The sequence below is a fragment of the Chromobacterium sp. ASV23 genome (assembly GCF_016428945.1).
Taxonomy (GTDB): Bacteria; Pseudomonadota; Gammaproteobacteria; order Burkholderiales; family Chromobacteriaceae; genus Chromobacterium; species Chromobacterium sinusclupearum.
The window spans coordinates 1-24,535 of the sequence record NZ_JAELTR010000032.1; the positions used below are offsets into that span (position 1 = coordinate 1).

Consider the following 24,535-nt stretch of genomic DNA (forward strand, 5'->3'; position numbering starts at 1 on the left):
GGGAGTAATCCTTAGCTTCGCCACCGAACTTCTTGGACAGAATGGTGGTGATAGCGGCGGTCAGAGTGGTTTTACCATGGTCAACGTGACCGATGGTGCCGACGTTTACGTGCGGTTTGGTCCGCTCGAACTTTTCCTTAGCCATGGCAAATTTCCTGAATACGAAACAAGCTAAATTTAAACGGTGGTGCCCATGGGCAGAATTGAACTGCCGACCTCTCCCTTACCAAGGGAGTGCTCTACCCCTGAGCTACATGGGCCCTAAACAGGCTATATCAAACGCTTGGAGCGGGTGAAGGGAATCGAACCCTCGTCGTAAGCTTGGAAGGCTTCTGCTCTACCATTGAGCTACACCCGCCTGGCTTCACAACTAGACAGCGATGCTTCACTGCCAAGCGCTTTTCTAAATCTGGTGGAGGGAGAAGGATTCGAACCTTCGAAGGCAGAGCCGTCAGATTTACAGTCTGATCCCTTTGACCGCTCGGGAATCCCTCCTGAAAGAGACCCGAATATTATAGATGGCCTTGCAGGCCGTCAACACCTTTTGCGAAAAAAATTACAGTTTCCGGCCTGAAAATAAAAAACGCCCCATCCAGGATGGGGCATCTTCTTTTTAATCAATCACTTGCCAAAATCAAGCCTGGCCGGAAATTTTCAGATACTTCTGGTACAGCTCATCCTTGGTCTCCGGATGCGACGGATCCAACGGGATGCAATCGACCGGACAGACCTGCTGGCACTGCGGCTCATCGTAGTGGCCGACGCACTGGGTGCACAGATTGGGGTCGATCTGGTAGATCTCCTCGCCTTGCGAGATCGCGTTATTGGGGCACTCCGGCTCACAGACGTCGCAGTTGATGCATTCGTCGGTAATGATCAAAGACATAGTAATTTCCTCAAGTATTCCACATCGTGAATTCTGTCACCCGCCGCCGCCAGTCGCAAGGGCGCGCTGGTTATATCGTTAGACGGGCGCGGGACTGAAGGCGCTAGGCCGAGGCCCGCCCCAGCAGGCCGTATTGCACCATGCCGGCCTTGTCGCGCTTGAGCAGCGTCAGCCCTTCCGGCAGCGCGTCCGGCCATTGACGGGCCTCGACATACGCCACCCCGTCTTCGGACAGGCACTGCGCCAAGAGCGGCAGCACCTGCTGCAATAAATCGGAGTCGTACGGCGGATCGACGAAAATCACGTCGAAGCGCTCGCGACAGTTCTTCAAATACAGCAGCGCGTCGCCGCTCATCACTTCCAACGCGCCAGCCTGCAGCAACTGCCGGTTCGCCTGCAGCGATTCGCACACCTGCCGCGATTTTTCCACCATCACCACGCGCCGCGCCGCACGCGATGCAGCCTCAAAGCCCAGCGCGCCGCTGCCGGCGAACAAGTCCAGGCAGTTTTTTCCATACAAATCCTGGCCCAACCAGTTGAACAGCGTCTCGCGGACGCGATCCGGCGTCGGCCGCAGTCCGGCCGCATCGGGAAAAGGCAACATGCGGCGTCGGTACTCGCCGCCAATGATTCGGACCTTGTTACGTGACTGACTCATGACTCTCGTCTTTTTGAAACAAGGGCAGGAGTTTAACCCGATCAGCACTTTAGCGCCTCTTTCACGCTGCTTTGCCGGCAAATCTGTCGCGTGCCCGACGAAATTCCGGCCTATTCCTTATATATGTTTTGCGTGAATCGCTTCGATCCCGTGCGCGCAAGCCTGTACGAGAAGCCGTTTGAGGATACAATTTAGCCATTTATCGCTTTTCCCTGGTTCATTTACGCATGTTCAGCTTCTTCAAGAAAAAGCCCAAGCCGGTGGAAACGCCGCAAATCGAGACCCCGGCCCAGCCAACGGCCGCTATCGAAGACGTAGCGCCCGCCATCCCGCAGCCCGCGGCGGAAACGCCGGCGCCGGCCGTCGCAGCGCCCGCCCCCGTCGAGACTGCCGCCCCGGCAGCCGAAGAGGTAGCAGTCAGCGCCCCGTCCCAGCCGGCGGAGGAAGCCGTGCCGCTGAAGAAAATGAGCTGGACCGAACGCCTGAAAGCCGGCCTGTCCAAAACCCGCGACAAGCTGGGCAAGCAGCTGGCCGGCCTGTTCGGCGGCGGCAAGATCGACGAGGAGCTGTACGAAGACCTGGAAACGGTGCTGCTGACTGCCGACATGGGCATGGATGCCACCGTCCATCTACTGAAGGATGTGCGCGCGCGCGTGTCGCTGAAGGGCCTGAAGGACGCATCGGAACTGAAGGGCGCGCTGAAGGATTCGCTGCAGGACCTGATCGGCCCGCTGCAGGTGCCGCTGAACGTGGAAGGCAAGAAGCCGTTCGTGATCATGATGACCGGCGTCAACGGCGCCGGCAAGACCACTTCCATCGGCAAGCTGGCCAAGTATTATCAAAGCCAAGGCAAGAGCGTGCTGCTGGCCGCAGGCGACACCTTCCGCGCCGCCGCGCGGGAACAGCTGATCGCCTGGGGCGAGCGCAACAACGTGACGGTGATCGCGCAACAGGGCGGCGACTCGGCCGCGGTATGCTACGACGCGATTCAAGCCGCCATGGCACGCGGCATCGACATCGTGCTGGCCGACACCGCCGGCCGCCTGCCGACGCAGCTGCACCTGATGGAAGAGATCAAGAAGGTGAAGCGCGTGATCCAGAAAGCGCTGCCGGACGCGCCCCATGAGGTGGTGCTGGTGCTGGACGCCAATATCGGCCAGAACACGGTCAACCAGGTCAAGGCCTTCGACGATGCGCTGGGCCTGACCGGCCTGATCCTGACCAAACTGGACGGCACGGCCAAGGGTGGCGTGATCGCCGCCATCGCCAAGCAGCGGCCGATTCCGCTGCGTTTCATCGGCGTGGGCGAGAGCATAGACGACCTGCGGCCGTTCAATAGCCGCGACTACATTGACGCGCTGTTCGAATAACATAAATGCGGCCGCGGATGCAGCCGCCTTTCTCAGCCAACAAGCGGGAAACCTCAATGATACAGTTCGACCAGGTCACCAAGCGTTACCCTGGTGGCAACGAAGCCCTGAAGAACCTGTCGTTCACCATCGAAACCGGCGAAATGGTGTTTCTGGCCGGCCACTCCGGCGCCGGCAAATCCACCCTGCTCAAGCTGATCGCCGGCATCGAGCGCGCCACCAGCGGCGGCGTGCTGGTCAATGGCCAGAACCTGTCCAAGCTGCGCGGCAGCCAGCTGCCGTATGTGCGCCAGCATTTGGGCATGGTTTTCCAGGACCACAAAATCCTGTTCGACCGCAGCGTGTTCGACAATGTGATGCTGCCGCTGGACATCATAGGCTTTGACCGCCGCGACGCCGCCAAGCGCGTGCGCGCCGCGCTGGACAAGGTGGGCCTGCTGAGCAAGGAAAAGTCCATGCCGATCCGCCTGTCCGGCGGCGAGCAGCAACGGCTGTGCATCGCCCGCGCCGTGGTGCACCGCCCCAGCATCCTGCTGGCGGACGAGCCGTCCGCCAACCTGGACCGCGCCTACGCGCTGGACATCATGGAGTTGTTCAAGTCCTTCCACCAGGTGGGCGTGACGGTGCTGATCTCCGCCCACGATGAAACGCTGATGGAAGACTACGGCCGCCGCATCATCCGCCTGAGGGAAGGACAGTTCGCCGCATGAAACACTTTCTCTATCTGAACTGGCAAAGCGCCAAGCTGGCGCTGATCAAAATCCTGCGCCAGCCGTTCGGCAGCATGCTGACGCTGTTGATGCTGGCCTTGGCGCTGGCCCTGCCCTTGTCGCTGTACCTGGCCGTCAGCAGCGTGCAGGATTGGGTGGGCCGCCTGACCGCCACGCCGCAGATCACCCTGTTCATGGAGCTGTCGGCCGAGGAGGCGGACATCGCCGCCGTGCAAACCACGCTGGCTCACCACCCCAAGGTGAAAAGCTTCACTTTCGTCAGCAAGGGCAAGGCATTGCAAGATCTGGAGCAGCGCAACGGCCTGTCCGGCCTGTCCGATGGACTGGAAGGCAACCCGCTGCCCGACGCCTTCGTGGTGACGCCCAAGACGCTGGAGCCGCGCGAAATGGAAATGCTGCAAAAAGAGCTGTCCGGGCTGCCGATGGTGGAAACCGCGCAGTTCGACGCCCATTGGGCCAAACGGCTGTACGGCATGGTGGAGATGGGCCAGAAGCTGACCGCCTTCCTCGCCGCGGCGCTGGGCCTGGCGCTGGTGCTGGTGACGCATAACGCGATCCGCATGCAGATTCTGGCGCGGCAGGATGAAATCGAAGTGTCCAAGCTGATTGGCGCCACGGATAGCTTTATCCGGCGTCCCTTCATGTACCATGCGCTGTGGCAAGGGGTGCTGGCCGCCCTGCTGGCCTGGGGACTGTCGTGCTGGCTGTCGTCGATGGCCAATCCGTCGATCCGCGAATTCGCCATGCTGTACGGCGAACGGGTGGAACTGCGCGTCCTGACGCCGCTGGAGCTGGCGGCCCTGATCGGCATCTCCGCGCTGCTGGCGATGCTGGGCGCGCGTCTGGCCGCGGACCACCATCTGCGCAAGGTCGAACCCAAATAAACAAAATGGCTATCGAGCCGATTGTTAAAAATCATTGACTCGGGAACCTTTCCTTGCTAGCACTCTCAATACTCGAGTGCTAACATAGCACTACCCAAGGAGGTAGCCATCGCAATGAACACAACATTTGCCCTTCCCGTCCCGTCGACCAGCGGCAGCCTGGAACAATACATCCAGGCGGTCAACAGCGTGCCGATGCTGACGCAGGAGCAGGAAACCGAGCTCGCAACCCGTTTCCAGCTGGAAAACGATCTGGAAGCGGCGCGGCAAATGGTGCTGTCGCACCTGCGCGTGGTGGTGTCCGTCGCTCGCGGCTATGCCGGCTACGGCCTGCCGCAAGCCGATCTGATCCAGGAAGGCAATATCGGCCTGATGAAGGCGGTCAAACGCTTTGAACCGGGCCGCGGCGTGCGCCTGTTCTCGTTCGCCATCCACTGGATCAAGGCCGAGATCCACGAATTCATCCTGCGCAACTGGCGTCTGGTGCGCATCGCCACCACCAAGCCGCAGCGCAAGCTGTTCTTCAACCTGCGCAGCATGAAGAGCGGTTTCTCCGCCCTGTCCGAACAGGAAGCGAAATCCATCGCCGCCGATCTGGGCGTCAAGCCCGAGGAAGTGCGCGAGATGGAAATCCGCATGAACGGCCAGGACGTCTCGCTGATCGGTGATTCCGACGACGACGACAGCTACGCGCCGATCGACTGGCTGGCCGACAGCCACAGCGAGCCGACGCGCGCGCTGGAACGCCGCGCCTTCGATCATCTGCAGTCCGAAGGCCTGGAATACGCGCTGTCCACGCTGGACGCGCGCAGCCGCCGCATCGTCGAAGCGCGCTGGCTGGCCGACGACAGCGGCTCCACGCTGCACGAACTGGCGGCGGAATTCGGCGTATCCGCCGAACGCATCCGCCAGATCGAAGCCAAAGCGCTGACCAAAATGAAAACGGCGCTGAGCGAAGGCGTGGTGCTGGACAACTAAGCCGCGCTCATCGCCGCGCAAAAAAAACCGCTCGAACCATCGAGCGGCTTTTTATTTGCCCGCCATCCGGCGGGCGCATGCCTATCACTCCTGCAAGGTGCGGAACTTGGCCGGCAACTTGTCGTAGGCTTCGCGGCTGATCTTGCGCAGCGGCTCCCATTCCGGGTTGGCGTCGCCCAGCGTCTCGATGAACTGGCCAGCGTAAGTGGGGAAGGATGCCAGCGTGGTGCGCAGCGTCTGCTCCGCCTTGGCCTTCTGCCCGGCCAGTATCTCCATCTGCGCGCGCTTCAGCATCACGTCCGGGTACGGGCGGAAGGCGGTCAGCCTGTCCTCCAGCGCCAGCTTCTGCTTCAGATTGTCGCGGGTGATCGGCAGATAATCGTCCAGCGTGTACAAGGCGTGATAGGCGAACAAGGGCTTGGTTTCGATGATCTCGATCAGCCGCTCGCTGCGCTTGGCATCCTTTTGCGCGTTGCCGGTAGGCGTATACAGATTGACCAGCTCCCAGAACATCGGCGTGGTGGTGATGGACAGCCAACCCACCCACACCAGCGCGCCCAAGAGCGGCAAGCGCAACCAGGGCGACGGCAGCTTCTCGTCGCGCGGCGCCATGGCGACGAACATCACCAGCATCGCCAGGAAGTAGAAGTACCACAGCGGGTACTCCAGCATGCTATGGGTCAAGGTCACCGCCACGCAGGCCAAGGCCAGCACGCCCTCCGGCGTCGCCGCGCGGCGGAAGAACGGCAGCACCACCCACAGGAAGCCGCCCACCACCAGCGCCGTGGCCGGGCCGCCCATTTCCGCCAACAGCTGCATCACCAGATTATGCGCGTTGGTGAACAGGCCGCTGTTGTAGCCGGCCGCGGCGAACTGCGGCAGCGGCTGCAAGCGCACGCTCTCTGCAGCGTATTGCGACCAACCCACGCCCCACAGCGGGTGCGCCTGGAAAGTCAGCCAGGCCTTGTGCATTTCGGCGAAGCGGCGCGCGCCCATATCGTCGCCATTGGCCGCCAGCCGCGCCACGCCGGAAGCGTTTTCCACGTCGGTGTGGGTCAGCAGGGAGATCAAATGATTGAACAGCGGCAAGGCGAACTGCGCGGCGACGATCACCACGCTGGTCAGCCACATCGCCTTCATCAGCCGGCCCAGCGTTTCATCGCGGTTGCGCCAGTACCACAGGCCCGCCAGCGCCGACATCGCCACCAGATATAGCAGGATGGAACGCGAGCCGGCCCAAGCCAGCATCAGCGACATCCACAGCACCAGCGCGATCAGCCAGTTGCGGCCCAGACGGCCCACGGCGAACAGATAGACGCCGGACACCACCGACCACATCAGGTAATGGGCATACTGATTTCGCTGGCCGATATGGCCAAAGATATTGCTGGTGGGGTGGGAGCTGTCATAGAACAGGCCCAGCACCGGGGCCAGCCCGCTCACCTGTGCCGTGCCGATCAGCGACTGCACCAGCCCGCCCACGATGATGGCGCGGGCCAGCCATACCGCAAATTCCCGCTCGCCGAACGCGCCGCGCAGCGACGCCGTCACCGAGGCCAGCAAGGCCAGCGACAACCAACCCAGCGCAGTGACGTAGCTCATGCCGGGGAACAATAGATGGACGAATTGCGGCTGCAGCGCCCACACCGCCGCCAGCAGCAGACACCACCAGCTGGCGCGCGGCACCGCGTCGAACAATCGGCCGGACGGCATGAGCAACACGCCGGCGGCCAGCAACAGCCAGATCACATTGATTTCGCCGAACCACTGCGGCAGCGGCACAAAGTGCACGCGCGAGGCGAACGGCACGATGGCGATCAAGCCCAGCGCCAGCAGCGCCAGGCGCTCGGATAGTTTCTGAAAAGTCATGGCAGACCAGAGGTTGGAAACAGCGGAGCCGGCAGCATACCGCATGCGCCGGCTCCATTGAACACGCCATATGTTTCGGGCTGTTACAAGGCTCAGAAGATAGGCTGGCGCGTCACAGGGGAGGCGACGGTCATCACGGCGGCGAGGCGGCCGGCGTCGGTGCCGGCACCATGAGCTTGGTAGGCCGCACTGGCTTCGTCGGCGATTCTACGCAACGGATCAATCTCGGGATCTGGCCATGCACTCAGCGTAGTGGCAATTCGCGGCGCCTCGTCGGGGAAATTCGCCAGAGCCTGCACTAACGCCAAGCGCGCGCCTTGGGCCTGGCCAGCCAAGGCCCGGGAAAGGCTCAAACGTAGCAATACTGCGACATAAGGCTGATCTCGCGCCATCTGCTCATAATACGGCAGCACGATGCTCAGATGTTGACGACTAGGCAACAAGTAATTGCCCATCACCAGATTGGCACTAGTCGCCCACAACGGATCAAAACCAACCTTGCGGAGATAATCGGCACGTTGGATGTTCTCCGCGCTAGACAGGCTAGGCTGGTTATACTCGATCAACCTCCAAAAAATCATTCCTCCACTGATGACATGCGCAATCATCAGTCCCCCCGTAGCCACACTCGTCCAACGCAGCACACCCGTGCGCGCCTGCAATTGCCAAATGGGGGCGCCGGAAAGCGTGCAGACTATGACCAACATGGCCAGAAAAGGGAGATACCACAAAGGAAACTCAAAGAAGCTATGTGTCAATATCATCATACCCAGGCACGCCAGCATCAAGCTTTCAGCCCCCTGTCCTTTCCTACTAAGCAACGGCAAAAGACACCATGCCAAGCCAAGTACTGCAACCAGTGTTCCGATCAAGCCTGTTTCCGCCAGCAGTTGGAAAATCAAGTTGTGGCACTGAGTAAACAGCCAACTTTCCGGAAATTTGGGTAGGCCGCCAAACGCCTCCAACCAAACCGACTGCGCCGCATAGCGCCCCAGCCCCACTCCCAGCCAGGGATGGGCCAAGAACACCTCCCAAGCCTTGGTCCACTCCACCCTGCGGCGGGCTCCGAATCCTGCATCCAGCATACGCTCCGATCCACTTTGGGCATGAATCGGCAGTCCTATGCTATCCAGAAACCATACAATCTCTTTGCTAAAGATCTGAATCAGCGCCAGCGCGATCATCGCAGCAGCCAGAGCAAACACCATGCGCCGCATATGTCCATCGCGGGCGGACAGCCTCCAGCAGAACCCTGCCAGCAAGCAGATAGCTAGTGCATAGGCCAATGGCAAGCGAGCGCCGGACCAGGTTACCAGTAGCAACATCAACACCACTGCGACACCACAGAATGGGGCGCGTAAATGGCCTTGAGCATAGAGATAGCACGACGCCACCACACCCCAGCATAAATACTGGGCATACAGATTGCGCTGCGCGATATTGCCCATCACAACGTTTGGCTGATCTGGGCTGAACATCACCAAACCATGAAAGTTAGCAGCCAAGCCCAGCAATTGCACTCCGCCCAATACTACCTGCAGGCAGGCACCTAGCAAAATACTGGCGGCAAGGATGGTGCAAATTGTTTGCTTGGACAACTGAACGCGGTTTGCAAGAAAAAGAACAAGAAGCAACATGACAAGCAGGCTGCCTATGGGAAGGGCTGCTGCTTGAAAGTTTTTCCACAGCAAATTATTGCTCAAGGACCACAGCAACAGCAGCAGCACCAACACGATAGCGGAAGCAGGTAACTGGAAACGTTGCTGACCTCGGCCAAAGATGAACAGACCGGCCAACCCCACACCGAACACCACCAGCGCATCTGTCCACCAGTCCTGCAAAGGCATGAATCGCAGGCAATTCAAAAAGGGCAGGACAAAACAACAGCAAAACAAGGAAAAAAGCAGGTACTCCCCGCGCTTTTGCTTAGCCACTTCAAGTATTTTTAAACGCATCAAAAGCATCCGAGACTTATTCGTACCCCAATGCAGCCGGTAAAATTAGCGCCGGAGGCTGCATCCCGGAAATGACAAGGGGCACGAATGTGCCCCTTGAACGATTTCAACAGCTACCGTTTATTGACGGCAAGCTGTCGGCACCCAATTAGCACTGAGCTGTGTAGCCCCTGTGATAGCCGTAGCGCCGGAACCGGTATAAGTACAGCTCCATTGGACAGAACCACTGCCAACTGCCGGAACCAGATCGAGCAGGCCCCCATTGAGTACCGTGCTATTGTAAGTGATTTGAATCACGCCATTTGCCAAGACATTGACACTGCTCACTGAGTTACCGGTAATCGATGCAGCCAGCCCATAACCTGTATTGAAAGGAGCTGTGCCAGAAGAATAGAAAGCATTATTGGAGGAGTAATACTCGGTAACCGCTGTTTTCGCGGCATCGGCAAGCCCCAGACCTTCAGTCACCCTCGCCCGCTTGGTGTAGTCCTGATACGACGGAATCGCAATCGCCGCCAAAATACCGACAATCGCCACCACAATCATCAGCTCGATCAGGGTGAAACCCTGCTGGATTTGTCTTTTCTTCATGTTGAACTCCATGGTCTAGTCAAGCTTGAGCTTGGCAAGGCGCCACGCAATCCGCGCGGCTTGCCCGCCTCTTCTTCAAAAAACGGACGCGTGCTGCGCGTCTTCTTTCTCTGTCAAACAATGCAGCAGGAAGCATGCCACCCTGCTTCGCCGTGATTTTACGCTGCGCGCATGACAGTTCATCGGCCGCCAGACGGCATAAACTGACGTTTTTCGTCACATCGGTGATTTCCCCGCCCTGTGTTAGGATCGACCATCACCCCACAGGAGGCCCCCATGAGCAACCAAGCCTGGCTGGAACGCAGCCGCGCCGCCGTATGGCACCCGTGCACGCAGATGAAGCGCCACGAAAGCCTGCCCATCGTCCCCATCGCCAGCGCGGAGGGCGTCTGGCTGACTGATTTTGACGGCAAGCGCTATCTGGACGGCGTCAGCTCGTGGTGGGTCAATCTGTTCGGCCACGGCCATCCGCGCATCAAGCAGGCGATACGCGAGCAATTGGACAGCCTGGAGCACGTGATGCTGGCCGGCTTCACCCACCGCCCGGTGGTGGAGTTGTCGGAGCGGCTAGCCGCGCTGTCCGGCCTGGGTCATGCTTTTTATGGCTCCGACGGGGCCAGCGCGACGGAAATCGCGCTGAAGATGAGCTTCCATTATTGGAAAAACAGCGGCCAGCCGCAGAAAACGCGCTTCGTCAGCCTGGAAAACAGCTACCACGGTGAAACCGTCGGCGCGCTGGCGGTGACCGATGTGCCGATTTTCTCGTCAACCTACGCCGATCTGCTGAAACCCAGCCTGCGCGCGCCGTCGCCGGATGCCCGCCAAGCCGCGCCTGGCGAGACAGCCGCCGACGTGGCTCGCCGCGCCGCGCAATCGCTGGGCAATCTGTTGGCCAAGCGCAGCCATGAGATCGCCGCCGTCATTGTGGAACCGCTGGTGCAAGGCGCGGCCGGGATGGCGATGTACGATCCGGTCTATCTGACGGAACTGCGCCGGCTGTGCGATCAGTACCAGGTACACCTGATCGCCGACGAGATCGCCGTCGGCTTCGGCCGCACCGGCAGCTTCTTCGCCTGCCAGCAGGCCGGCGTCACGCCGGACTTCCTGTGCCTGTCCAAGGGCATCACCGGCGGCTTTTTGCCGCTGTCCTGCGTGCTGACGCGGGACGATGTCTACCAAGCCTTTTACCACGACGACGTGGCGCGCGGCTTCCTGCACTCGCATAGCTATACCGGCAACGCGCTGGCCTGCGCGGCGGCGCTGGCGGTGCTGGATATTTTCGAGGACGAAAATGTCCTGGAAACCAACCGCATCCAGGCGGAGGACTTTACCCGCCTCATGCAGCCGCTGCGCCAGCGGCCGGATGTTCGCCATTTCCGCCAGCGCGGCATGATCTGGGCCTTCGACGTGGATACTTCGCGCGCGGACTTTGCATTGGCCTATTTTTCGGCCATGCTGAAACGCGGATGCCTGTTGCGGCCCATCGGCAAGACGGTCTACTTCATGCCGCCGTACACGCTGCGCAGCGAAGAAATGCAGTGGCTGGTCAATGCCAGCCTGGAGGCGCTGGACGAGGTGCAGGCCGGCGATGCCCGCACGGAGGGCGATGCCACCGCTCTGCCATGAAATCCTTGCCGCGGCCATGCAATACCAATAGCATACCGCATCCCGATACCGGAGCCTGGTCTGGATGCTGTGGCTTGCCTTGCCAAAGAGGAATATGGACCCGCAACTCGTCGACACCCAGCCAGCCAGCGTGGAAGCCTGGCTGGAGCGGCTGCCTTACACCGACTTGCTGGAATGCGGCCGTCTGTTGGCGCAGGCGCTATACCACCTGGGCCGCACGCCGCTGGAGCCGATGCTGCGCTACAAGCTGCTGATGCTGTACCTGAAGGCGCTGGACCGTTATTACCCGCTGCTGGAAGGCGAAACCCAGCACAGCGACATCTTGTCCTCGCCCAAGAGCCGCCAGTTGGCGGTGGTGGGCGTCAAGCTGTTTTCCAATCTGTTCATCGGCTTCAAACAGGCGCTGCAGGACAAGCTGGCCCGCCCCAGCCTGCTGGAGCGCGAACAGCCCAAGGTGGAGCTGCTGCTGTATACCATGATGGCGGCGCGGCAGTGCCTGAACATCTATCAGCAATACTATTGCCCGCTGCCGGACGGCTTCTGGTTGGACTGCCATCAGCTATATGCGATCGCGCGGGAAAAGGGCTGGCAAGACCGCTCGCTGGCCAACGACGACACCCTGGCCGACATCTACCGACAGATCCTGCTGCTGGGGCTGACCGCCACCAATCGCTTGTCGCCGGCCGAAATGCAACTGGCCCGGCAACTGGTTTACAGCCTGGCCAAGCAGGTGACGCTGCTGCCGGTGGGCGAACTGGACGAAAACCGTCACGGCTACCTGTTGGACCCGCAGGAAGACGCGCCGCCGCGCTACCTGCTGGCCAGCGCCACCGCGCTGCCGCACGCCTGCTACTTGTTGGAAATGGCGGGCGCCTTGGCCAGCATGCGCCGCAGCCTGGAGCAGTTGCAGAAAGCCGGCGCTACGGCCTCCGGCGGGCAGGTCAACGAAGAAATCCACGTACTGACCCAACTCAGCGAAGCCTGGCAACGTCCACGGCGGCGCAAACACAGCCGCGAATCCTCACAGGGCGTGGTGGAAGTCATCGCCGGCACCGCCCAGATCTGGCACCGCGTCAATGGCGGCAGCTGGCAATTGCCCGGCGCCGGCGCGACCGAAGAAACCTCGCGCTTGCGCCCCCCGCCGCTGCCTTGCTTGATGACCATCGTCAACCACAGCGACAGCGGCTATCTGCTGCGCGGCGTGCCGCGCGAACAACCGCTGCGCGCCGGCGAAATCCTGCTGATCAACCCGCCAGACCAGCCAGAAGCCGCGCGCTTATGCGCCGTGCGCTGGGTGCTGATGCAGCCGACCGGCAAGGAAATCGAATGCGGCGTGGAGATTCTCTGCCCTGCGCCGGCGCCTGCCCTGGTCATGCCCAGCATCACCTACCACGGCGACACGTATCAGCGCTGCCTGCTGCTGCCGCCGCACGGCAACCATCCAGAGCTGCTGGAAATGGTGGGGCGGCCGTTCAGCCAGTTGCGCGAGTTCCGACTGCGCGCCGCCGACGGCGAGCGCTTGATCCGCGCAAGCAAGCTGCATCAGCAATCGCCGTATTTCCAGCTGATGGAATATCGCCCCAGCGAGCTGTTTTGACTTGGCTCAAGCCTCGCTCAAGCCCAGCCCTTTTTCGGGTACACTGAGCTCTCTATAATCATTTGCTTTAATAGAGAGGTCTGTCGATGCATTCGGTGATTCACGCTTCCGACCGTATCGTGGTCAAGGTCGGCTCCAGCCTGGTGACCAACGACGGCAAGGGCCTGGACCTGTCCGCACTGGCGCGCTGGGCCGCCGAAATCGCCGAACTGAAACGCCGCGGCAAGCAGGTGGTGCTGGTTTCCAGCGGCGCCATAGCCGAAGGCTGCCAGCGGCTGGGCTGGACCGTTCGGCCCAAGGGCGTGCACGAACTGCAGGCCGCCGCCGCCGTCGGCCAGATGGGCCTGTGCCAGGCCTACGAGAGCGCCTTCCGCGCCTTTGGCCTGCAGACTGCGCAGATTCTGCTGACCCACGAAGACCTGGCGGACCGCACCCGCTATCTGAACGCCCGCTCCACGCTGGTGAGCCTGCTGAATCTCAATGTGGTGCCCATCATCAATGAGAACGACACCGTGGTCACCAGCGAAATCCGCTTTGGCGACAACGACACGCTGGGCGCGCTGGTCACCAACCTGATCGAAGCCGATGCGCTGGTGATCCTGACCGACCAGCAGGGCCTGTTCAGCGCCGATCCGCGCAAGCACCCGGACGCCGAGTTCATCCACGAGGCCGAGGCCGGCGATCCCCAACTGGAAGAAATGGCCGGCGGCGCCGGCTCCAGCGTCGGCACCGGCGGCATGATCACCAAGATCCTGGCCGCCAAGCGCGCCGCGCGCAGCGGCGCCGCCACCGTGATCGCCTGCGGCCGCGAGCCGCATGTGCTGTCGCGGCTGGCCGACGGCGAAGCCATCGGCACCCAGCTGGTCGCCGCCACCAACCGCATGGCGGCGCGCAAGCAATGGCTGGCCGATCACCTGAAGCTGGCCGGCCGCCTGCTGCTGGACGACGGCGCCGCCCGCGCCATCCGCGAACGCGGCACCAGCCTGCTGCCGGTGGGCGTCAGCGCGGTGGAGGGCGACTTCCTGCGCGGCGAGGCGGTGGCGTGCGTCGATGCGGAAGGAAACGAAGTGGCGCGCGGCCTGGTCAACTACAGTTCGGACGAGGCGCGCCAGATCATGCGCAAGGGCACCCGCGAGATCGAAGCCGCGCTCGGCTACATCGTCGAGCCGGAATTGATACACCGCGACAATATGGTGGCCTTGTAAGCACACCGCGCCCTCCCCGTGGCGGGAGGGCGCGACGTTTTCCCGACCCCTGCCAGTGTCTGGCCGGGGTTTCATTTTTCGCTATCACAAGGATGACATGGTATGAACAAGCTGGCTCTTTCGGCGCTGATGACACTAGCCTGGGGTTCGGCATCCGCCGCGGATGTGCTGCACATCTACAACTGGAACAACGCGTTGTCCGCGGACACCGCCAAGCGTTTCGAGCAATCCTGCAACTGCAAGCTGGTGCAGGACTACTACGGCGACAACGAGGAAATGCTGGCCAAGCTGGCCGCCGGCGCCAAAGGCTACGATATGGTGTTCCCCACCGCCTTCGCCGTGAACACGCTGCTCAAGCAGGGCAAATTGCAGCCCCTGGACAAGAGCAAACTACCCAACTGGAAAAACCTGAACAGCGGCTATCTGGCGCTGAACCAGCCATTCGATCCGGGCAACCGCTACGCCGCGCCCACGGTGGTGTCGCTGACGCTGCTGGGCTATAACGCCACCCAGCTGAAGAAGGCCGGCGTGGCCGACAAGGCGAACAGCTGGGCGCTGGTCTTCGATCCGGCCGTGCTGGCCAAGATCAAGGGCAAGGTGACGGTGCTGGACAGCCAGCGCGAGCTGATGGCCGCCGCGCTGATGTATCTGGGCAAGGACGCCAACTCCACCAATCCGGCGGACTGGAAGGCCGCGGCGGCAGTGATCCGCCAGGCCAAGCCGTACTGGGCGGCGTTCAACAACCAGAGCTACATCAAGGAGCTGACGGTCGGCAATATCTGGGGGGCGCTGGGCTACTCCAACGACCTGTTCCAGGCGCAGCAGGACGCGAAGAACGCCAAGCGGCCGTTCGAGCTGGCCTACCAGCCGCAGAAGGAAGGCAATGTGCTGGCCATCGACAATATGACCATCCTGAAGGATGCGCCGCGTCCGGACCTGGCGCACAAGTTCATCAACTTCATGCTGGACGGCAAGAACGCCTCGGAAATCTCCAACCAGATCGGCGCCACCAATCCGGTCAAGGCAGCCGAAGCCTTCTTCAAGCCGCAGATCAAGGCCAATCGGGTGATCATGCTGGAGCCGGCCAAGGGCAAGTACGTGGCGCTGAAAGATCTGGACGTGAAGTCCCGCCGCGAGTTGAACCGCTTGTGGTCGCAAATCAAGATCGGCCGCTAAGCCCGCGCTTATGAAACAACCCCGTCCATGGACGGGGTTGTTTTTCCAGCGCCTTATCGCCCATGAAGGCTGCGGGCTTCCGACGTCACAACCAAACACGCCTGACGGGAACGCAGCGTTCCCTGACAGGCTTGCGGCCGCTCACTCCATCTCGTGGGGACGACGGCCTTCCGCTTCCTGGCGGCGGAACTCGACCGCCCGCATGATCACATAGGCCAGCATGGCGAACAGGAAGAACAACAGCACCACCCAGGCGATGGAGCGCAGCGTTTCAATGCCGGCGGTGTACAGTTCCAGCATCCAGCGCTGGCCGCTCAGCTCCAACTGAGTGCTGCCCTTGCCCGGCGCCGGCGCCAGGTAGCGCTCCAGCGACCACGGCCGCACGCCGCCGGAAATACCGCTGACGACAATGGCGAAGAACACATACTTGCGCCAGGCATCGGCCAGCTCCTGGCCCAAGGTGCGGCCCAGAATCTTGGCCACGGCCGGGTCGAAGAAGCGGGCGGCGGCGACAGCGGCCACAACGACCACGATCAGGATGGTGGCGAACAACACGTAGAACATGATCTCTCGCTTACGGTGCAAATAAATTCATTGTACGCGATTCGCATGCACGCCACCGGCATCCGCGTTTGCCGTGGCGCAAACTCAGCCGTCCTTGACCGGCAGACCAAAGTGCAGATAGGCCTGGGCCGTCGCCATGCGGCCGCGCGGCGTGCGCTGCAGATAGCCTTGCTGGATCAGGAATGGTTCGATCACGTCTTCTATGGTGTCGGTGGATTCGCCTATCGCCGCGGCGACATTGTCCAGCCCCACCGGCCCGCCGCCAAACTTTTCCAGGATGGCCGACAGCAGCTTGCGGTCCATCACGTCCAGGCCGGCCGGGTCCACATCCAGCATGGCCAGCGCGGCGTCCGCCACGGCCGCCGTCACCACGCCGTCGGCCTTCACCTCGGCGTAGTCGCGCACGCGGCGCAGCAGGCGGTTGGCGATGCGCGGCGTGCCGCGCGAGCGCTTGGCCACTTCAAACGCGCCGTCGTCGGACAGGGTGACGTTGAGCAGTCCGGCCGAGCGGCTGACGATGCGCGTCAACTCGTCCGCGGTGTAAAACTCCAGCCGGGCGACAATGCCGAAACGGTCGCGCAGCGGATTGGTCAGCATGCCGGCGCGGGTGGTTGCCCCAACCAGCGTGAACGGCGGCAGGTCCAGCTTCACCGATCGCGCCGCCGGCCCCTCGCCTATCATGATGTCGATCTGGTAATCCTCCAGCGCCGGGTAGAGGATTTCCTCCACCACCGGCGACAGGCGGTGGATTTCGTCGATGAACAGCACATCGTGCGGCTCAAGGTTAGTCAGCAATGCCGCCAGATCGCCGGCGCGCTCCAGCACCGGGCCGGACGTCTGGCGCAGGTTGACGCCCATCTCCCGCGCCACGATGTGCGCCAGCGTGGTCTTGCCGAGGCCCGGCGGGCCGAACAAGAGCACGTGGTCCAGCGCTTCGCCGCGCTTCTTCGCCGCCTCGATAAAGATTTCCAGTTGCTCGCGCGCCTTCTTCTGGCCGACGTACTCGTCCAGCAGCTTGGGCCGCAGCGCGCGCTCCAGCGCCTCTTCCTGATCGGAGGCGCGTTGCGGGGTAACGATGCGGCGCTCCGGCGCGGCGCCGAACAGCTTGTCGGTTTCTATCATCGGGGACTCTTGGTGGCGGATTCTTGCTGCCGACATTCTAACACCGCGCTATACTCGCCGCTGGCCGCGCGACACGCGGCCAAAAGCTAACGTCTTCGGGGCGGGGTGCAATTCCCCACCGGCGGTATGGCGCACGATGCGCCGAGCCCGCGAGCGCCTTTGCCTCACGGCAAAGGGTCAGCAGATCTGGTAAGGCCTATTGGCGATCTTTCCCCAGGAAAGCCCGGCAATAGGCGCAACTCCAGAGCCGACGGTCATAGTCCGGATGAAAGAAGACGACGCCAGCCCCACCCGCGCCCGCGGGCGGAGCCCTGTGTCGTATCCGCGCGTTTATCGCGCCGGATAGCCATGCGCTATCCGCTTCACGCCCAAGAGACGTGTTTCTCAATCTTGTTTTTGAGGACCGTTTCCATGAACGCCAACACCGATATCCTGTCCCTGCGCGTCCAAACCGCGCTGTCCGCCCTGCGCCAAGGCCTGCCGGTCATCGTCGCCGACGACGCCGACCGCGAGAACGAGGCCGACTTGATCCTGGCCGCCGATGCCCTCACCGTGCCGGAAATGGCCAGGCTGATCCGCGACTGCAGCGGCATCGTCTGCCTGTGCCTCACCCCGGAGCATGCCGAGCGTCTGCAACTGCCGCCGATGGCGGCGCAGAACGGCAGCCGTTACGGCACCAACTTCACCGTCGCCATCGAGGCGGCCGAGGGCGTGACCACCGGCGTCTCCGCCGCCGACCGCGTCACCACGATACGCGCCGCCATCGCGCCGGACGCCAAGCCCAGCGATCTGGTGCGCCCAGGCCACGTCTATCCCATCGTCGCCCGCGCCGGCGGCGTGCGCGAGCGGCGCGGCCATACCGAGGCCTCGGTGGAGCTGGCGCGGCTGGCTGGTTTCAGCCCGGCCGGCGTGCTGTGCGAGTTGATGAACCCGGACGGCAGCATGATGCGCGGCCAGCAAGTGCAGGACTACGCCGAACGCCACGGCCTGCCGCAGCTGTCCGTCGCCGAACTGGCCGAATGGCTGCAACGCAATCAGGCATGAAAGGACGGACCATGTTCAGCGGCATCACCCAAAGCATCGCCCGCGTCATCGCCATCCAGGACGGCGACGGCAGCCGGCGGCTCACGCTGGCCTTCGCGCCTGGCTTCTGCCAGGGGCTGCGCCAGGGCGCCAGCGTCGCCGTCAATGGCGCCTGCCTCACCGTGGCCGCGCCGCCGCGCCAAGACAACGCCGAGTTCGACCTGATCTTGCCGACGCTGATCACCAGCACGCTGGCCAGATGCCGAGTCGGCGACGCGGTCAACGTCGAGCGGGCGCTGGCCGATGGCGCGGAAAACGGCGGCCACGCGCTGTCTGGCCACGTCGATTACCAGGCCCAGGTCGAGCAGACGCGCCGCCTCGGCGACAACCTGTGCCTGCGGCTGACGGTGCCCGCCGGCGCGCTGCGCTACCTGTTCGCCAAAGGCTACGCGGCGCTGGACGGCATCAGCCTGACCATCGCCGCCATCGACAAGCGCGAGGGCTGGTTCGAAGTGTGGCTGATTCCGGAAACTCGCCGCGCCACCACGCTGGGCGAGAAAAAGCCGGGAGACCGGCTCAATCTGGAAATCGAGCGGCACACGCAGGTGCTGGTGGATTCGACGCGCGAAGCGCTGGAGGAAAAACTGAGCGCGCTGATGGAGCTACTGGGGCCGCAGTCGGCTCACGCCGGCCGGCCCGTCCTGGCGCTGCCGGCCTAAACGAACGACGGCAACAAAAAGGGCGGCCTGAGCCGCCCTTTTTTTGATTCGTCCGCCTCAACCCTTCATCAAACTCTTCAGCGCCAGCCGCACGCCTTCGCTGACGGTGACGTCGGCAGGCAGGCTCTTGGTCGCGGCCGATGCCTCCTTGTCGTTGTAGCCCAACGCCAGCAGCGCGTTGACGATGTCGCTTTTCTCGTCCGGAGTGGCGGCGAACGGCAGGCCGCCCGGCACCGTCAGGTTGCCGCCGGTGGCCAGCTTGCCGCGCAGCTCCAGCACCAGCCGCTCAGCCGTTTTCTTGCCGATGCCCGGCACCGACGACAAACGCTTGATGTCTTCGCTGGCCACCGCGATGGCCAGCTCGTCGGCGGTCATGCCGGAAAGGATGGCCAGCGCGATCTTGGCGCCGATGCCGCTCACCTTGATCAACTGGCGAAAAGTCTGCCGCTCTTCCTTGCTGGCGAAGCCGAACAGCAAATGAGCGTCCTCGCGCACCACCAGATGAGTGAACAGCGTGGTGTTCTGCCCCAGGGCGGGCAGTTGGTAGAAAGTGGTCATCGGCACATCGACTTCGTAGCCGACGCCGCCCACATCCACCACCACCTGCGGCGGCTGTTTCTCGATCAATTTGCCCGTCAGGCGTCCGATCATGATGATTCTTTCTTGTGTATTCGTTGTGATTCAACGGTAGGGAGGATGCCCCAAAGGGGCAATCCGCCATTCTGGGCAGATACTCGGCGGAATACCCGGCACGGCCGGGCTTCCGCCCTACACCAGCCGCCCGCCGCGCACTTTGAGGCCGCGCCGCGCCAGCTGGCCGATGGCGCCGCCGCTATGATTGGCGTGGGTCAGCGCCACCGCCAGCGCGTCGGCCGCGTCGGCCTGTGGCGTGCCGGACAGGTTCAGCATGCGCACCACCATATACTGCACCTGCTCCTTCGGCGCCTTGCCCTGGCCGACGACGGATTGTTTGACCTGCAACGCGGTGTATTCCGCCACCGGCAGATCCTTCAACACCAGCGCCGTCATGCAGGCGCCGCGCGCCTGGCCCAGCATCAGCGTAGCAGCCGGGTTGACGTTGACGAACACCTGCTCCAGCGCCGCTTCGGTCGGCTGGTAAGTGGCGATCACTTGATGGATGCCATCGACGATCACTTTGACCCGCTCGGCCAGGCTGGCGCCTTGCGGGGTTCGGATGGCACCGGAAGCCACGTAATGGCGCTGATTGCCGACCACGTCTATCACGCCGAAGCCGCAGATGCGGCTGCCGGGGTCGATGCCGAGGATGCGCCGGCTCATGCCGTCCAGCCGGCGGCGATGCGGTCGGCCTCGGCCAGCCGCTCCGGCGTGCCGACATCCAGCCACAAGCCCTGCTGCACTTGGCCGCTGACTTTGCCCTGCTCCATCGCCGCCAGCAACCACGGCAGCAAGGGGCTGGAGACGCGCGGCGGCACCTCGCGGAAGAAAGCCGGATGGTAGGCGGCCAGGCCGCAGAAGGTATACGGCGTGTCGCCGTCCGCGCAAGCCGCGACGCGGCCGTCGCTGCGCAACGTCAAGTCGCGCCCGGTCTTGTAGCCGGCCTTCGGCGTCAATACCAAATGCGCCAGGGCAGACTCTCCATCCAGACTGGCGGAGGCCGTCAGCAATCGCGCGAGCGGGAAGTCGCACAACACATCGCCATTCAGCACCAGGAAAGGTTGATCGCCCAGCAAGGGCAAGGCGGTGGCGATGCCGCCGGCAGTCTCCAAGGCCTGGCCTTCCGGCGAGTAGGCAATCGACACGCCAAAGCGCGAACCATCGCCGAGCGCTTCTTCTATCTGCTCGCCCAGCCAGGCATGGTTGATCACCAGCTCGCTCACGCCGGTGCGGGCCAGCCGTTCGATATGCCACTGGATCAGCGGCTTGCCACCAGCCATCAGCAGCGGCTTGGGCGTATGGTCGGTCAAGGGCCGCATCCGTTCTCCGCGGCCGGCCGCCAGTATCATCGCCCGCATCAGCTGCCCTTCACGCCCAGCACCGGGTAGCTGGACTGCAGCTCCTCGTCCGTGGCGTCGCGGCCCACCAGCTCCACCAGCAAATGGTAGAACGGCGCCAGTTCGGCGTAGCGGCGCGTGGTCCGCTTCAGATACTTGATGAAGCGCGGGATTTCGGCGCGGTATTTGTCCTTGCCGTCGCGGTGATAGAGGCGGGAGAAGATGCCGGCGACTTTCAAATGGCGCTGCACGCCCATCCACTCGAAAGCGCGGTAGAAATCATCAAAGGCATCCGGCACCGGCAGGCCGGCGGCGCGCGCCTTCTCCCAGTAGCGGATGGCCAGATCGAGCACAAATTCCTCTTCCCACTCGATGAAAGCGTCGCGTAATAGCGACACTGCGTCGTAACTGATCGGGCCGTACACCGCATCCTGGAAATCCAGCACGCCGGGCGCGCCGGCCGTCAGCATCAGATTACGCACGATGAAGTCGCGGTGGACATAGACCTTAGCTTGCGCCAGCAACGCCGGCAGCAAAGCCTTGACGCCGGCGTCCCACAACTGGCGCTGCTTGAAGTTCAGCGGTTTGCCGAGCTCCTTGGCGCAGAACCACTCCGGGAACAGATTCAGTTCGCGCGTCAGCAGCGCCTCGTCGTATTCCGGCAACACATCCGGCTGGCTGGCTTTCTGAATCTCCACCAGCGTATCCAGCGCCTCCTCCAGCAGATGGCGGTGCACCAGCGGGCGCTCGTCATGCTGCAGAGCGGCCAAGTAAGTCACCTTGCCCAGATCCTCCATCACGATGAAGCCCTGCTCGCGGTCGCGCAGGTCTATCCTGGGCACCTTGACCATGGAGAAGATGTCTCGAACCTGAACGTAGGCGTCGGTGCCGATATGCTCCGGCGGCGCGTCCATCACGATGCGGGTGGCGCCGTCCGGCCAGATCGCGCGGAAATAGCGGCGAAAATCTGCGTCGGCGGCGGCGAATTCAACTTGGATGACGTCGCCAGGATATTGCTGCGCCAGCCATTTCTTGAGCTGTTCCAGTCTTTGCATGTCGCTTTGTCGTGGTGCTGATAGAATTGAGCGATTTTATACTGCCCATGGGGGCCTGTTAACGCTAATTTAGACCCAGCGCAGCGCTGAAAAGCCGCGCAATGCAAGGCAGAGGATGCGGCGCTTGGTGATTCCAAGCGCAAATCCGACAACGCGACAGCGGGCGGCTTAGCAGAGTTGCCCTTCGCGCGCTGCATCCGGCAATGTCCGGCCGCTGTGTCAAAATTAGCGTCAACAGGCCCCGGCCCCACGATATGGCTTTGTGCATGCCCATACAAAAACCGACTCCGCTGGCGCTGGCCCTGGCCGCCGCCTTTGCCCTGAACACCCAAACGGCGCGCGCCGAAGACGATGCGCCCATTGCCGTACCGAACCCGCCCGCGCAACAAGGCCAAACCAAGGTCGTCGCGGACAATATCGATGGCGAAACCGATGTGGTGCTGCACGCCAAAGGCAATGTCGTGGCGACGCGCGACGACCAGAAACTGGAGTCCGACTGGCTGGACTACTACCAGGCCAAGAGCCTCGCCAAGGCGGGCGACCGTTTCCGGCTGACCCGCAGCGGGGACGTGATCACCGGCACCACGCTGGACTACAACGTCAACGACTATACCGGCACGGGCATGAATCCGGTGTTCACGATGTCGAAGCAAAGCCCTGCGGCGGCGAAGCCGCAGGCCACGACGCCGCCAGTGTCGACTGTCTCAAGCGGCCCCAAACCGGTCACCATGCGCGGCGACGGCAGCCAGATCGACTTCCAGGGGCAGAACCAATACCGCGTCTACGGCAGCCGCATGACTACCTGCGATCCGGGCGACGACGCCTGGTATCTGCACGCGGCCAGCACCGATCTCGACTACAACAGCGGCGTCGGCGTGGCGCGCAACGCCTGGATGCAGTTCTACGGCGTGCCGATTCTGTATTCACCGTGGATAGACTTCCCGCTCAACAGCAACCGCAAGTCCGGCTTCCTGACGCCCACCTTCAAAACCGGCACCGCCGGCACCGAGTTCTCGCTGCCGTACTATTGGAATATCGCGCCTAATTACGACGCGACCATCACGCCGCACATCAACACCAAGCACGGCAATATGCTGGCCGGCGAGTTCCGCTATCTGGAGCCTAACTACAGCGGCACCATCTATACCGAGCAATTGCCCAATGACAAGGTCACCAATACAGCCCGCAACGCCTGGAGCGTCAACCATTCTCAGAACCTGGGCCATGGGCTGACATTTGGCCTTAGTTACAACTCGGTATCTGACCGCACTTACTTCAGCGACTTCGGCGACCAGGTGGCCATCGCCTCCAACGTCAACCTGAACCAGGAAGCGACGCTGAGCTATGGCATGGGATGGACCGGCGGCTCCGGCAACGCCACCTTGCGCGTGCAGCATTACCAGAACCTGACGCTCAATCCGGTTCCGACCGACATCCCCTATGCGCGGATGCCGCAGTTGACGTTCAACGCCAGCCAAAGCCTGCCTGCCGGCTTCAGCGCCAATCTGATGACCGATCTGACGCGTTTCGATCATCCCAGCCTGCAAACCGGCGACCGCTTCGTCGCCTACCCCAGCGTCAGCTGGAGCTTCGACCGCAGTTGGGGCTTCATCCGTCCCAAGCTGGGCGTCAATTTCACCGAGTACAACCTCAACGCGTTCCCGAACCAGCAACAAGGCACGCGGACGCGGACGCTGCCGATCTTCAGCACCGACGCCGGCCTGTACTTCGACCGCGATACCGAATTCATGGGCAAGGACCACTTGATGACGCTGGAACCGCGGCTGTTCTACGTCAACATTCCAAACAAGTATCAGGATGACCTGCCTAATTTCGACACCACGGTTAACGACCTGAACTTCGCCCAGCTGTTCACGGAAAACCGTTTCTCCGGCTACGACCGCATCAATGGCGCCAACCAGGTCACCACCGCGCTGACCAGCCGCTTCATTGACCAGACCAACGGCCTGGAACGCCTGCGCCTCGCCATCGGCAAGCGCTTCTACCTGTCGGACGACATCACGCAAAACGTCAACCAACCCAGCTCCGACCTCTTGCTCAGCGCCGCCGGCGATCTGACCCGTTCCTGGCGTTTCGACAGCAGCTACCAATACAACCAGCAGCTCGGCACGACCGAGCGCTACAATGTCCAGCTGCGCTATAGCCCGGAAGCCGGCAAGGTGGCCAGCGTGCGCTGGCGCTACGGTCGCTACGAACAGCTGGACAACTCCGCCACCTATGGTCCGCTGCGCCAGGTGGACGTGGCCGCGCAATGGCCGATCGCCCGCCGCTGGTACGCCATCGGCCGCTACAATTACTCGCTGATCACACGCAAGCCTATTGAGCAGCTGGCCGGCTTCGAGTACAACGATGGCTGCTGGTCGGCGAGATTGTTCAGCCAACGCTTCGTCACCGATCCGCAGACCACCAAGAATTCGCTGTTCTTCCAATTGGAACTGAGGGGACTGGGCGCCTTGGGCAGCGGCGGCGTGCAGGACACGCTGCGCCTGGCCATCCCCGGTTACACCAAGACTAACGAGCAATAAAGCCTGA

At 62.5% G+C, this 24,535-nt stretch carries 23 protein-coding genes, 3 tRNA genes and 1 riboswitch; of the genes, 11 read left to right on the forward strand and 15 right to left on the reverse strand.

Annotation, left to right across the window (positions count from 1 at the left end; genetic code table 11):
• The 6 genes from JHD59_RS13520 to rsmD form a co-directional block, all read right to left on the reverse strand.
• Positions 1-145, reverse strand: a 145-nt coding sequence (locus tag JHD59_RS13520; RefSeq protein WP_229804545.1) for a GTP-binding protein, incomplete at its 3' end; no start/stop codon positions are given.
• Positions 146-185: 40 nt separating this feature from the next.
• A tRNA-Thr gene (locus JHD59_RS13525) sits at positions 186-260 on the reverse strand.
• Between the two features lie 24 nt (positions 261-284).
• Positions 285-358: transfer RNA gene (locus JHD59_RS13530), tRNA-Gly, on the reverse strand.
• Positions 359-410: 52 nt separating this feature from the next.
• Positions 411-495: transfer RNA gene (locus JHD59_RS13535), tRNA-Tyr, on the reverse strand.
• Positions 496-634: 139 nt separating this feature from the next.
• Positions 635-886: a YfhL family 4Fe-4S dicluster ferredoxin gene (locus JHD59_RS13540; RefSeq protein WP_043627471.1), complete on the reverse strand. Its 252-nt coding sequence runs from the start codon at positions 884-886 to the stop codon at positions 635-637.
• 103 nt (positions 887-989) lie between these two features.
• Positions 990-1,544: a 16S rRNA (guanine(966)-N(2))-methyltransferase RsmD gene (rsmD, locus tag JHD59_RS13545; RefSeq protein ID WP_199154629.1), complete on the reverse strand. Its 555-nt coding sequence runs from the start codon at positions 1,542-1,544 to the stop codon at positions 990-992.
• Positions 1,545-1,771: 227 nt separating this feature from the next.
• On the opposite strand from rsmD, the gene ftsY reads away from it, so the two are divergent.
• From ftsY to rpoH, 4 genes are all read left to right on the forward strand, one after another.
• The gene (ftsY, locus tag JHD59_RS13550) at positions 1,772-2,914 is read left to right on the forward strand and encodes a signal recognition particle-docking protein FtsY (protein ID WP_199154630.1); all 1,143 of its coding nucleotides are present in this window, start codon (positions 1,772-1,774) and stop codon (positions 2,912-2,914) included.
• 56 nt (positions 2,915-2,970) lie between these two features.
• Positions 2,971-3,624: a cell division ATP-binding protein FtsE gene (ftsE, locus tag JHD59_RS13555; protein WP_103317534.1), complete on the forward strand. Its 654-nt coding sequence runs from the start codon at positions 2,971-2,973 to the stop codon at positions 3,622-3,624.
• Positions 3,621-4,529 carry a permease-like cell division protein FtsX gene (gene ftsX / locus JHD59_RS13560; protein WP_103317532.1) on the forward strand — a complete coding sequence of 303 codons (909 nt, stop codon included), beginning with the start codon at positions 3,621-3,623 and terminating at the stop codon, positions 4,527-4,529. Before ftsE ends, ftsX begins: the two co-directional genes overlap by 4 nt.
• Positions 4,530-4,643: 114 nt before the next feature.
• Complete coding sequence (gene rpoH / locus JHD59_RS13565) at positions 4,644-5,507, forward strand: RNA polymerase sigma factor RpoH (RefSeq protein WP_199154631.1); 864 nt, start codon at positions 4,644-4,646, stop codon at positions 5,505-5,507.
• Positions 5,508-5,591: 84 nt separating this feature from the next.
• Here the strand turns inward: rpoH and JHD59_RS13570 are convergent, their stop codons facing one another.
• The 3 genes from JHD59_RS13570 to JHD59_RS13580 form a co-directional block, all read right to left on the reverse strand.
• Positions 5,592-7,376 carry a PglL family O-oligosaccharyltransferase gene (locus JHD59_RS13570; RefSeq protein WP_199154663.1) on the reverse strand — a complete coding sequence of 595 codons (1,785 nt, stop codon included), beginning with the start codon at positions 7,374-7,376 and terminating at the stop codon, positions 5,592-5,594.
• 92 nt (positions 7,377-7,468) lie between these two features.
• Positions 7,469-9,340, reverse strand: coding sequence for a PglL family O-oligosaccharyltransferase (locus tag JHD59_RS13575; protein ID WP_199154632.1), 1,872 nt, complete (start codon positions 9,338-9,340; stop codon positions 7,469-7,471).
• Positions 9,341-9,451: 111 nt separating this feature from the next.
• Positions 9,452-9,922, reverse strand: a complete 471-nt coding sequence (locus JHD59_RS13580; RefSeq protein WP_199154633.1) for a pilin — start codon at positions 9,920-9,922, stop codon at positions 9,452-9,454.
• Positions 9,923-10,198: 276 nt separating this feature from the next.
• On the opposite strand from JHD59_RS13580, the gene JHD59_RS13585 reads away from it, so the two are divergent.
• The 4 genes from JHD59_RS13585 to JHD59_RS13600 all read left to right on the forward strand — a co-directional run bounded on the left by JHD59_RS13585 (position 10,199) and on the right by JHD59_RS13600 (position 15,526).
• Complete coding sequence (locus JHD59_RS13585) at positions 10,199-11,548, forward strand: adenosylmethionine--8-amino-7-oxononanoate transaminase (RefSeq protein ID WP_199154634.1); 1,350 nt, start codon at positions 10,199-10,201, stop codon at positions 11,546-11,548.
• Between the two features lie 94 nt (positions 11,549-11,642).
• Positions 11,643-13,145 (forward strand): hypothetical protein, encoded by a 1,503-nt coding sequence (locus JHD59_RS13590; RefSeq protein ID WP_199154635.1) that lies wholly within the window; start codon positions 11,643-11,645, stop codon positions 13,143-13,145.
• 86 nt (positions 13,146-13,231) lie between these two features.
• On the forward strand, positions 13,232-14,350 hold the full coding sequence (gene proB, locus JHD59_RS13595; RefSeq protein WP_199154636.1) for a glutamate 5-kinase: 1,119 nt from the start codon (positions 13,232-13,234) through the stop codon (positions 14,348-14,350).
• A gap of 102 nt (positions 14,351-14,452) precedes the next feature.
• Positions 14,453-15,526, forward strand: coding sequence for a PotD/PotF family extracellular solute-binding protein (locus JHD59_RS13600; RefSeq protein WP_199154637.1), 1,074 nt, complete (start codon positions 14,453-14,455; stop codon positions 15,524-15,526).
• A gap of 141 nt (positions 15,527-15,667) precedes the next feature.
• On the opposite strand, the gene JHD59_RS13605 is transcribed toward JHD59_RS13600, so the two are convergent.
• Both JHD59_RS13605 and ruvB read right to left on the reverse strand, forming a co-directional pair.
• On the reverse strand, positions 15,668-16,090 hold the full coding sequence (locus JHD59_RS13605; protein WP_071109248.1) for a hypothetical protein: 423 nt from the start codon (positions 16,088-16,090) through the stop codon (positions 15,668-15,670).
• Positions 16,091-16,174: 84 nt separating this feature from the next.
• Positions 16,175-17,212 (reverse strand): Holliday junction branch migration DNA helicase RuvB, encoded by a 1,038-nt coding sequence (gene ruvB, locus JHD59_RS13610; protein WP_199154638.1) that lies wholly within the window; start codon positions 17,210-17,212, stop codon positions 16,175-16,177.
• Between the two features lie 87 nt (positions 17,213-17,299).
• Positions 17,300-17,493: riboswitch (FMN riboswitch) on the forward strand.
• 130 nt (positions 17,494-17,623) lie between these two features.
• Between ruvB and ribB the strand changes: the two genes are divergently transcribed.
• Positions 17,624-18,256, forward strand: coding sequence for a 3,4-dihydroxy-2-butanone-4-phosphate synthase (gene ribB / locus JHD59_RS13615; protein ID WP_103317517.1), 633 nt, complete (start codon positions 17,624-17,626; stop codon positions 18,254-18,256).
• Complete coding sequence (locus JHD59_RS13620) at positions 18,253-18,954, forward strand: riboflavin synthase subunit alpha (RefSeq protein WP_233164141.1); 702 nt, start codon at positions 18,253-18,255, stop codon at positions 18,952-18,954. Before ribB ends, JHD59_RS13620 begins: the two co-directional genes overlap by 4 nt.
• Positions 18,955-19,011: 57 nt before the next feature.
• Here JHD59_RS13620 and ruvA read toward each other — a convergent pair whose 3' ends face one another.
• The 4 genes from ruvA to amgK form a co-directional block, all read right to left on the reverse strand.
• Entirely contained in the window at positions 19,012-19,605 is a 594-nt protein-coding gene (gene ruvA / locus JHD59_RS13625; RefSeq protein ID WP_043627498.1) for a Holliday junction branch migration protein RuvA, read from the reverse strand.
• A gap of 117 nt (positions 19,606-19,722) precedes the next feature.
• Positions 19,723-20,253 carry a crossover junction endodeoxyribonuclease RuvC gene (gene ruvC / locus JHD59_RS13630; RefSeq protein ID WP_071109244.1) on the reverse strand — a complete coding sequence of 177 codons (531 nt, stop codon included), beginning with the start codon at positions 20,251-20,253 and terminating at the stop codon, positions 19,723-19,725.
• Positions 20,250-20,948 (reverse strand): N-acetylmuramate alpha-1-phosphate uridylyltransferase MurU, encoded by a 699-nt coding sequence (gene murU / locus JHD59_RS13635; protein WP_199154639.1) that lies wholly within the window; start codon positions 20,946-20,948, stop codon positions 20,250-20,252. Before murU ends, ruvC begins: the two co-directional genes overlap by 4 nt.
• Positions 20,948-21,982, reverse strand: coding sequence for an N-acetylmuramate/N-acetylglucosamine kinase AmgK (gene amgK / locus JHD59_RS13640; protein ID WP_199154640.1), 1,035 nt, complete (start codon positions 21,980-21,982; stop codon positions 20,948-20,950). Before amgK ends, murU begins: the two co-directional genes overlap by 1 nt.
• A gap of 266 nt (positions 21,983-22,248) precedes the next feature.
• Between amgK and JHD59_RS13645 the strand changes: the two genes are divergently transcribed.
• Positions 22,249-24,528, forward strand: coding sequence for an LPS-assembly protein LptD (locus JHD59_RS13645; protein WP_199154641.1), 2,280 nt, complete (start codon positions 22,249-22,251; stop codon positions 24,526-24,528).
• The last annotated feature ends 7 nt before the right edge of the window (positions 24,529-24,535 follow it).

Coding starts and splice junctions, on each gene's coding strand:
- JHD59_RS13620 (WP_233164141.1), top strand. CDS start 18,253: ATGAAAGGACGGACCATGTTCAGCGGCATCACCCAAAGCATCGCCCGC.
- JHD59_RS13590 (WP_199154635.1), top strand. CDS start 11,643: ATGGACCCGCAACTCGTCGACACCCAGCCAGCCAGCGTGGAAGCCTGG.
- JHD59_RS13585 (WP_199154634.1), top strand. CDS start 10,199: ATGAGCAACCAAGCCTGGCTGGAACGCAGCCGCGCCGCCGTATGGCAC.
- JHD59_RS13600 (WP_199154637.1), top strand. CDS start 14,453: ATGAACAAGCTGGCTCTTTCGGCGCTGATGACACTAGCCTGGGGTTCG.
- ftsE (WP_103317534.1), top strand. CDS start 2,971: ATGATACAGTTCGACCAGGTCACCAAGCGTTACCCTGGTGGCAACGAA.
- ribB (WP_103317517.1), top strand. CDS start 17,624: ATGAACGCCAACACCGATATCCTGTCCCTGCGCGTCCAAACCGCGCTG.
- ruvB (WP_199154638.1), bottom strand. CDS start 17,212: ATGATAGAAACCGACAAGCTGTTCGGCGCCGCGCCGGAGCGCCGCATC.
- JHD59_RS13540 (WP_043627471.1), bottom strand. CDS start 886: ATGTCTTTGATCATTACCGACGAATGCATCAACTGCGACGTCTGTGAG.
- JHD59_RS13570 (WP_199154663.1), bottom strand. CDS start 7,376: ATGACTTTTCAGAAACTATCCGAGCGCCTGGCGCTGCTGGCGCTGGGC.
- ftsY (WP_199154630.1), top strand. CDS start 1,772: ATGTTCAGCTTCTTCAAGAAAAAGCCCAAGCCGGTGGAAACGCCGCAA.
- murU (WP_199154639.1), bottom strand. CDS start 20,948: ATGCGGGCGATGATACTGGCGGCCGGCCGCGGAGAACGGATGCGGCCC.
- amgK (WP_199154640.1), bottom strand. CDS start 21,982: ATGCAAAGACTGGAACAGCTCAAGAAATGGCTGGCGCAGCAATATCCT.
- JHD59_RS13645 (WP_199154641.1), top strand. CDS start 22,249: ATGCCCATACAAAAACCGACTCCGCTGGCGCTGGCCCTGGCCGCCGCC.
- ruvC (WP_071109244.1), bottom strand. CDS start 20,253: ATGAGCCGGCGCATCCTCGGCATCGACCCCGGCAGCCGCATCTGCGGC.
- ftsX (WP_103317532.1), top strand. CDS start 3,621: ATGAAACACTTTCTCTATCTGAACTGGCAAAGCGCCAAGCTGGCGCTG.
- rsmD (WP_199154629.1), bottom strand. CDS start 1,544: ATGAGTCAGTCACGTAACAAGGTCCGAATCATTGGCGGCGAGTACCGA.
- JHD59_RS13580 (WP_199154633.1), bottom strand. CDS start 9,922: ATGAAGAAAAGACAAATCCAGCAGGGTTTCACCCTGATCGAGCTGATG.
- ruvA (WP_043627498.1), bottom strand. CDS start 19,605: ATGATCGGACGCCTGACGGGCAAATTGATCGAGAAACAGCCGCCGCAG.
- JHD59_RS13605 (WP_071109248.1), bottom strand. CDS start 16,090: ATGTTCTACGTGTTGTTCGCCACCATCCTGATCGTGGTCGTTGTGGCC.
- JHD59_RS13575 (WP_199154632.1), bottom strand. CDS start 9,340: ATGCTTTTGATGCGTTTAAAAATACTTGAAGTGGCTAAGCAAAAGCGC.
- proB (WP_199154636.1), top strand. CDS start 13,232: ATGCATTCGGTGATTCACGCTTCCGACCGTATCGTGGTCAAGGTCGGC.
- rpoH (WP_199154631.1), top strand. CDS start 4,644: ATGAACACAACATTTGCCCTTCCCGTCCCGTCGACCAGCGGCAGCCTG.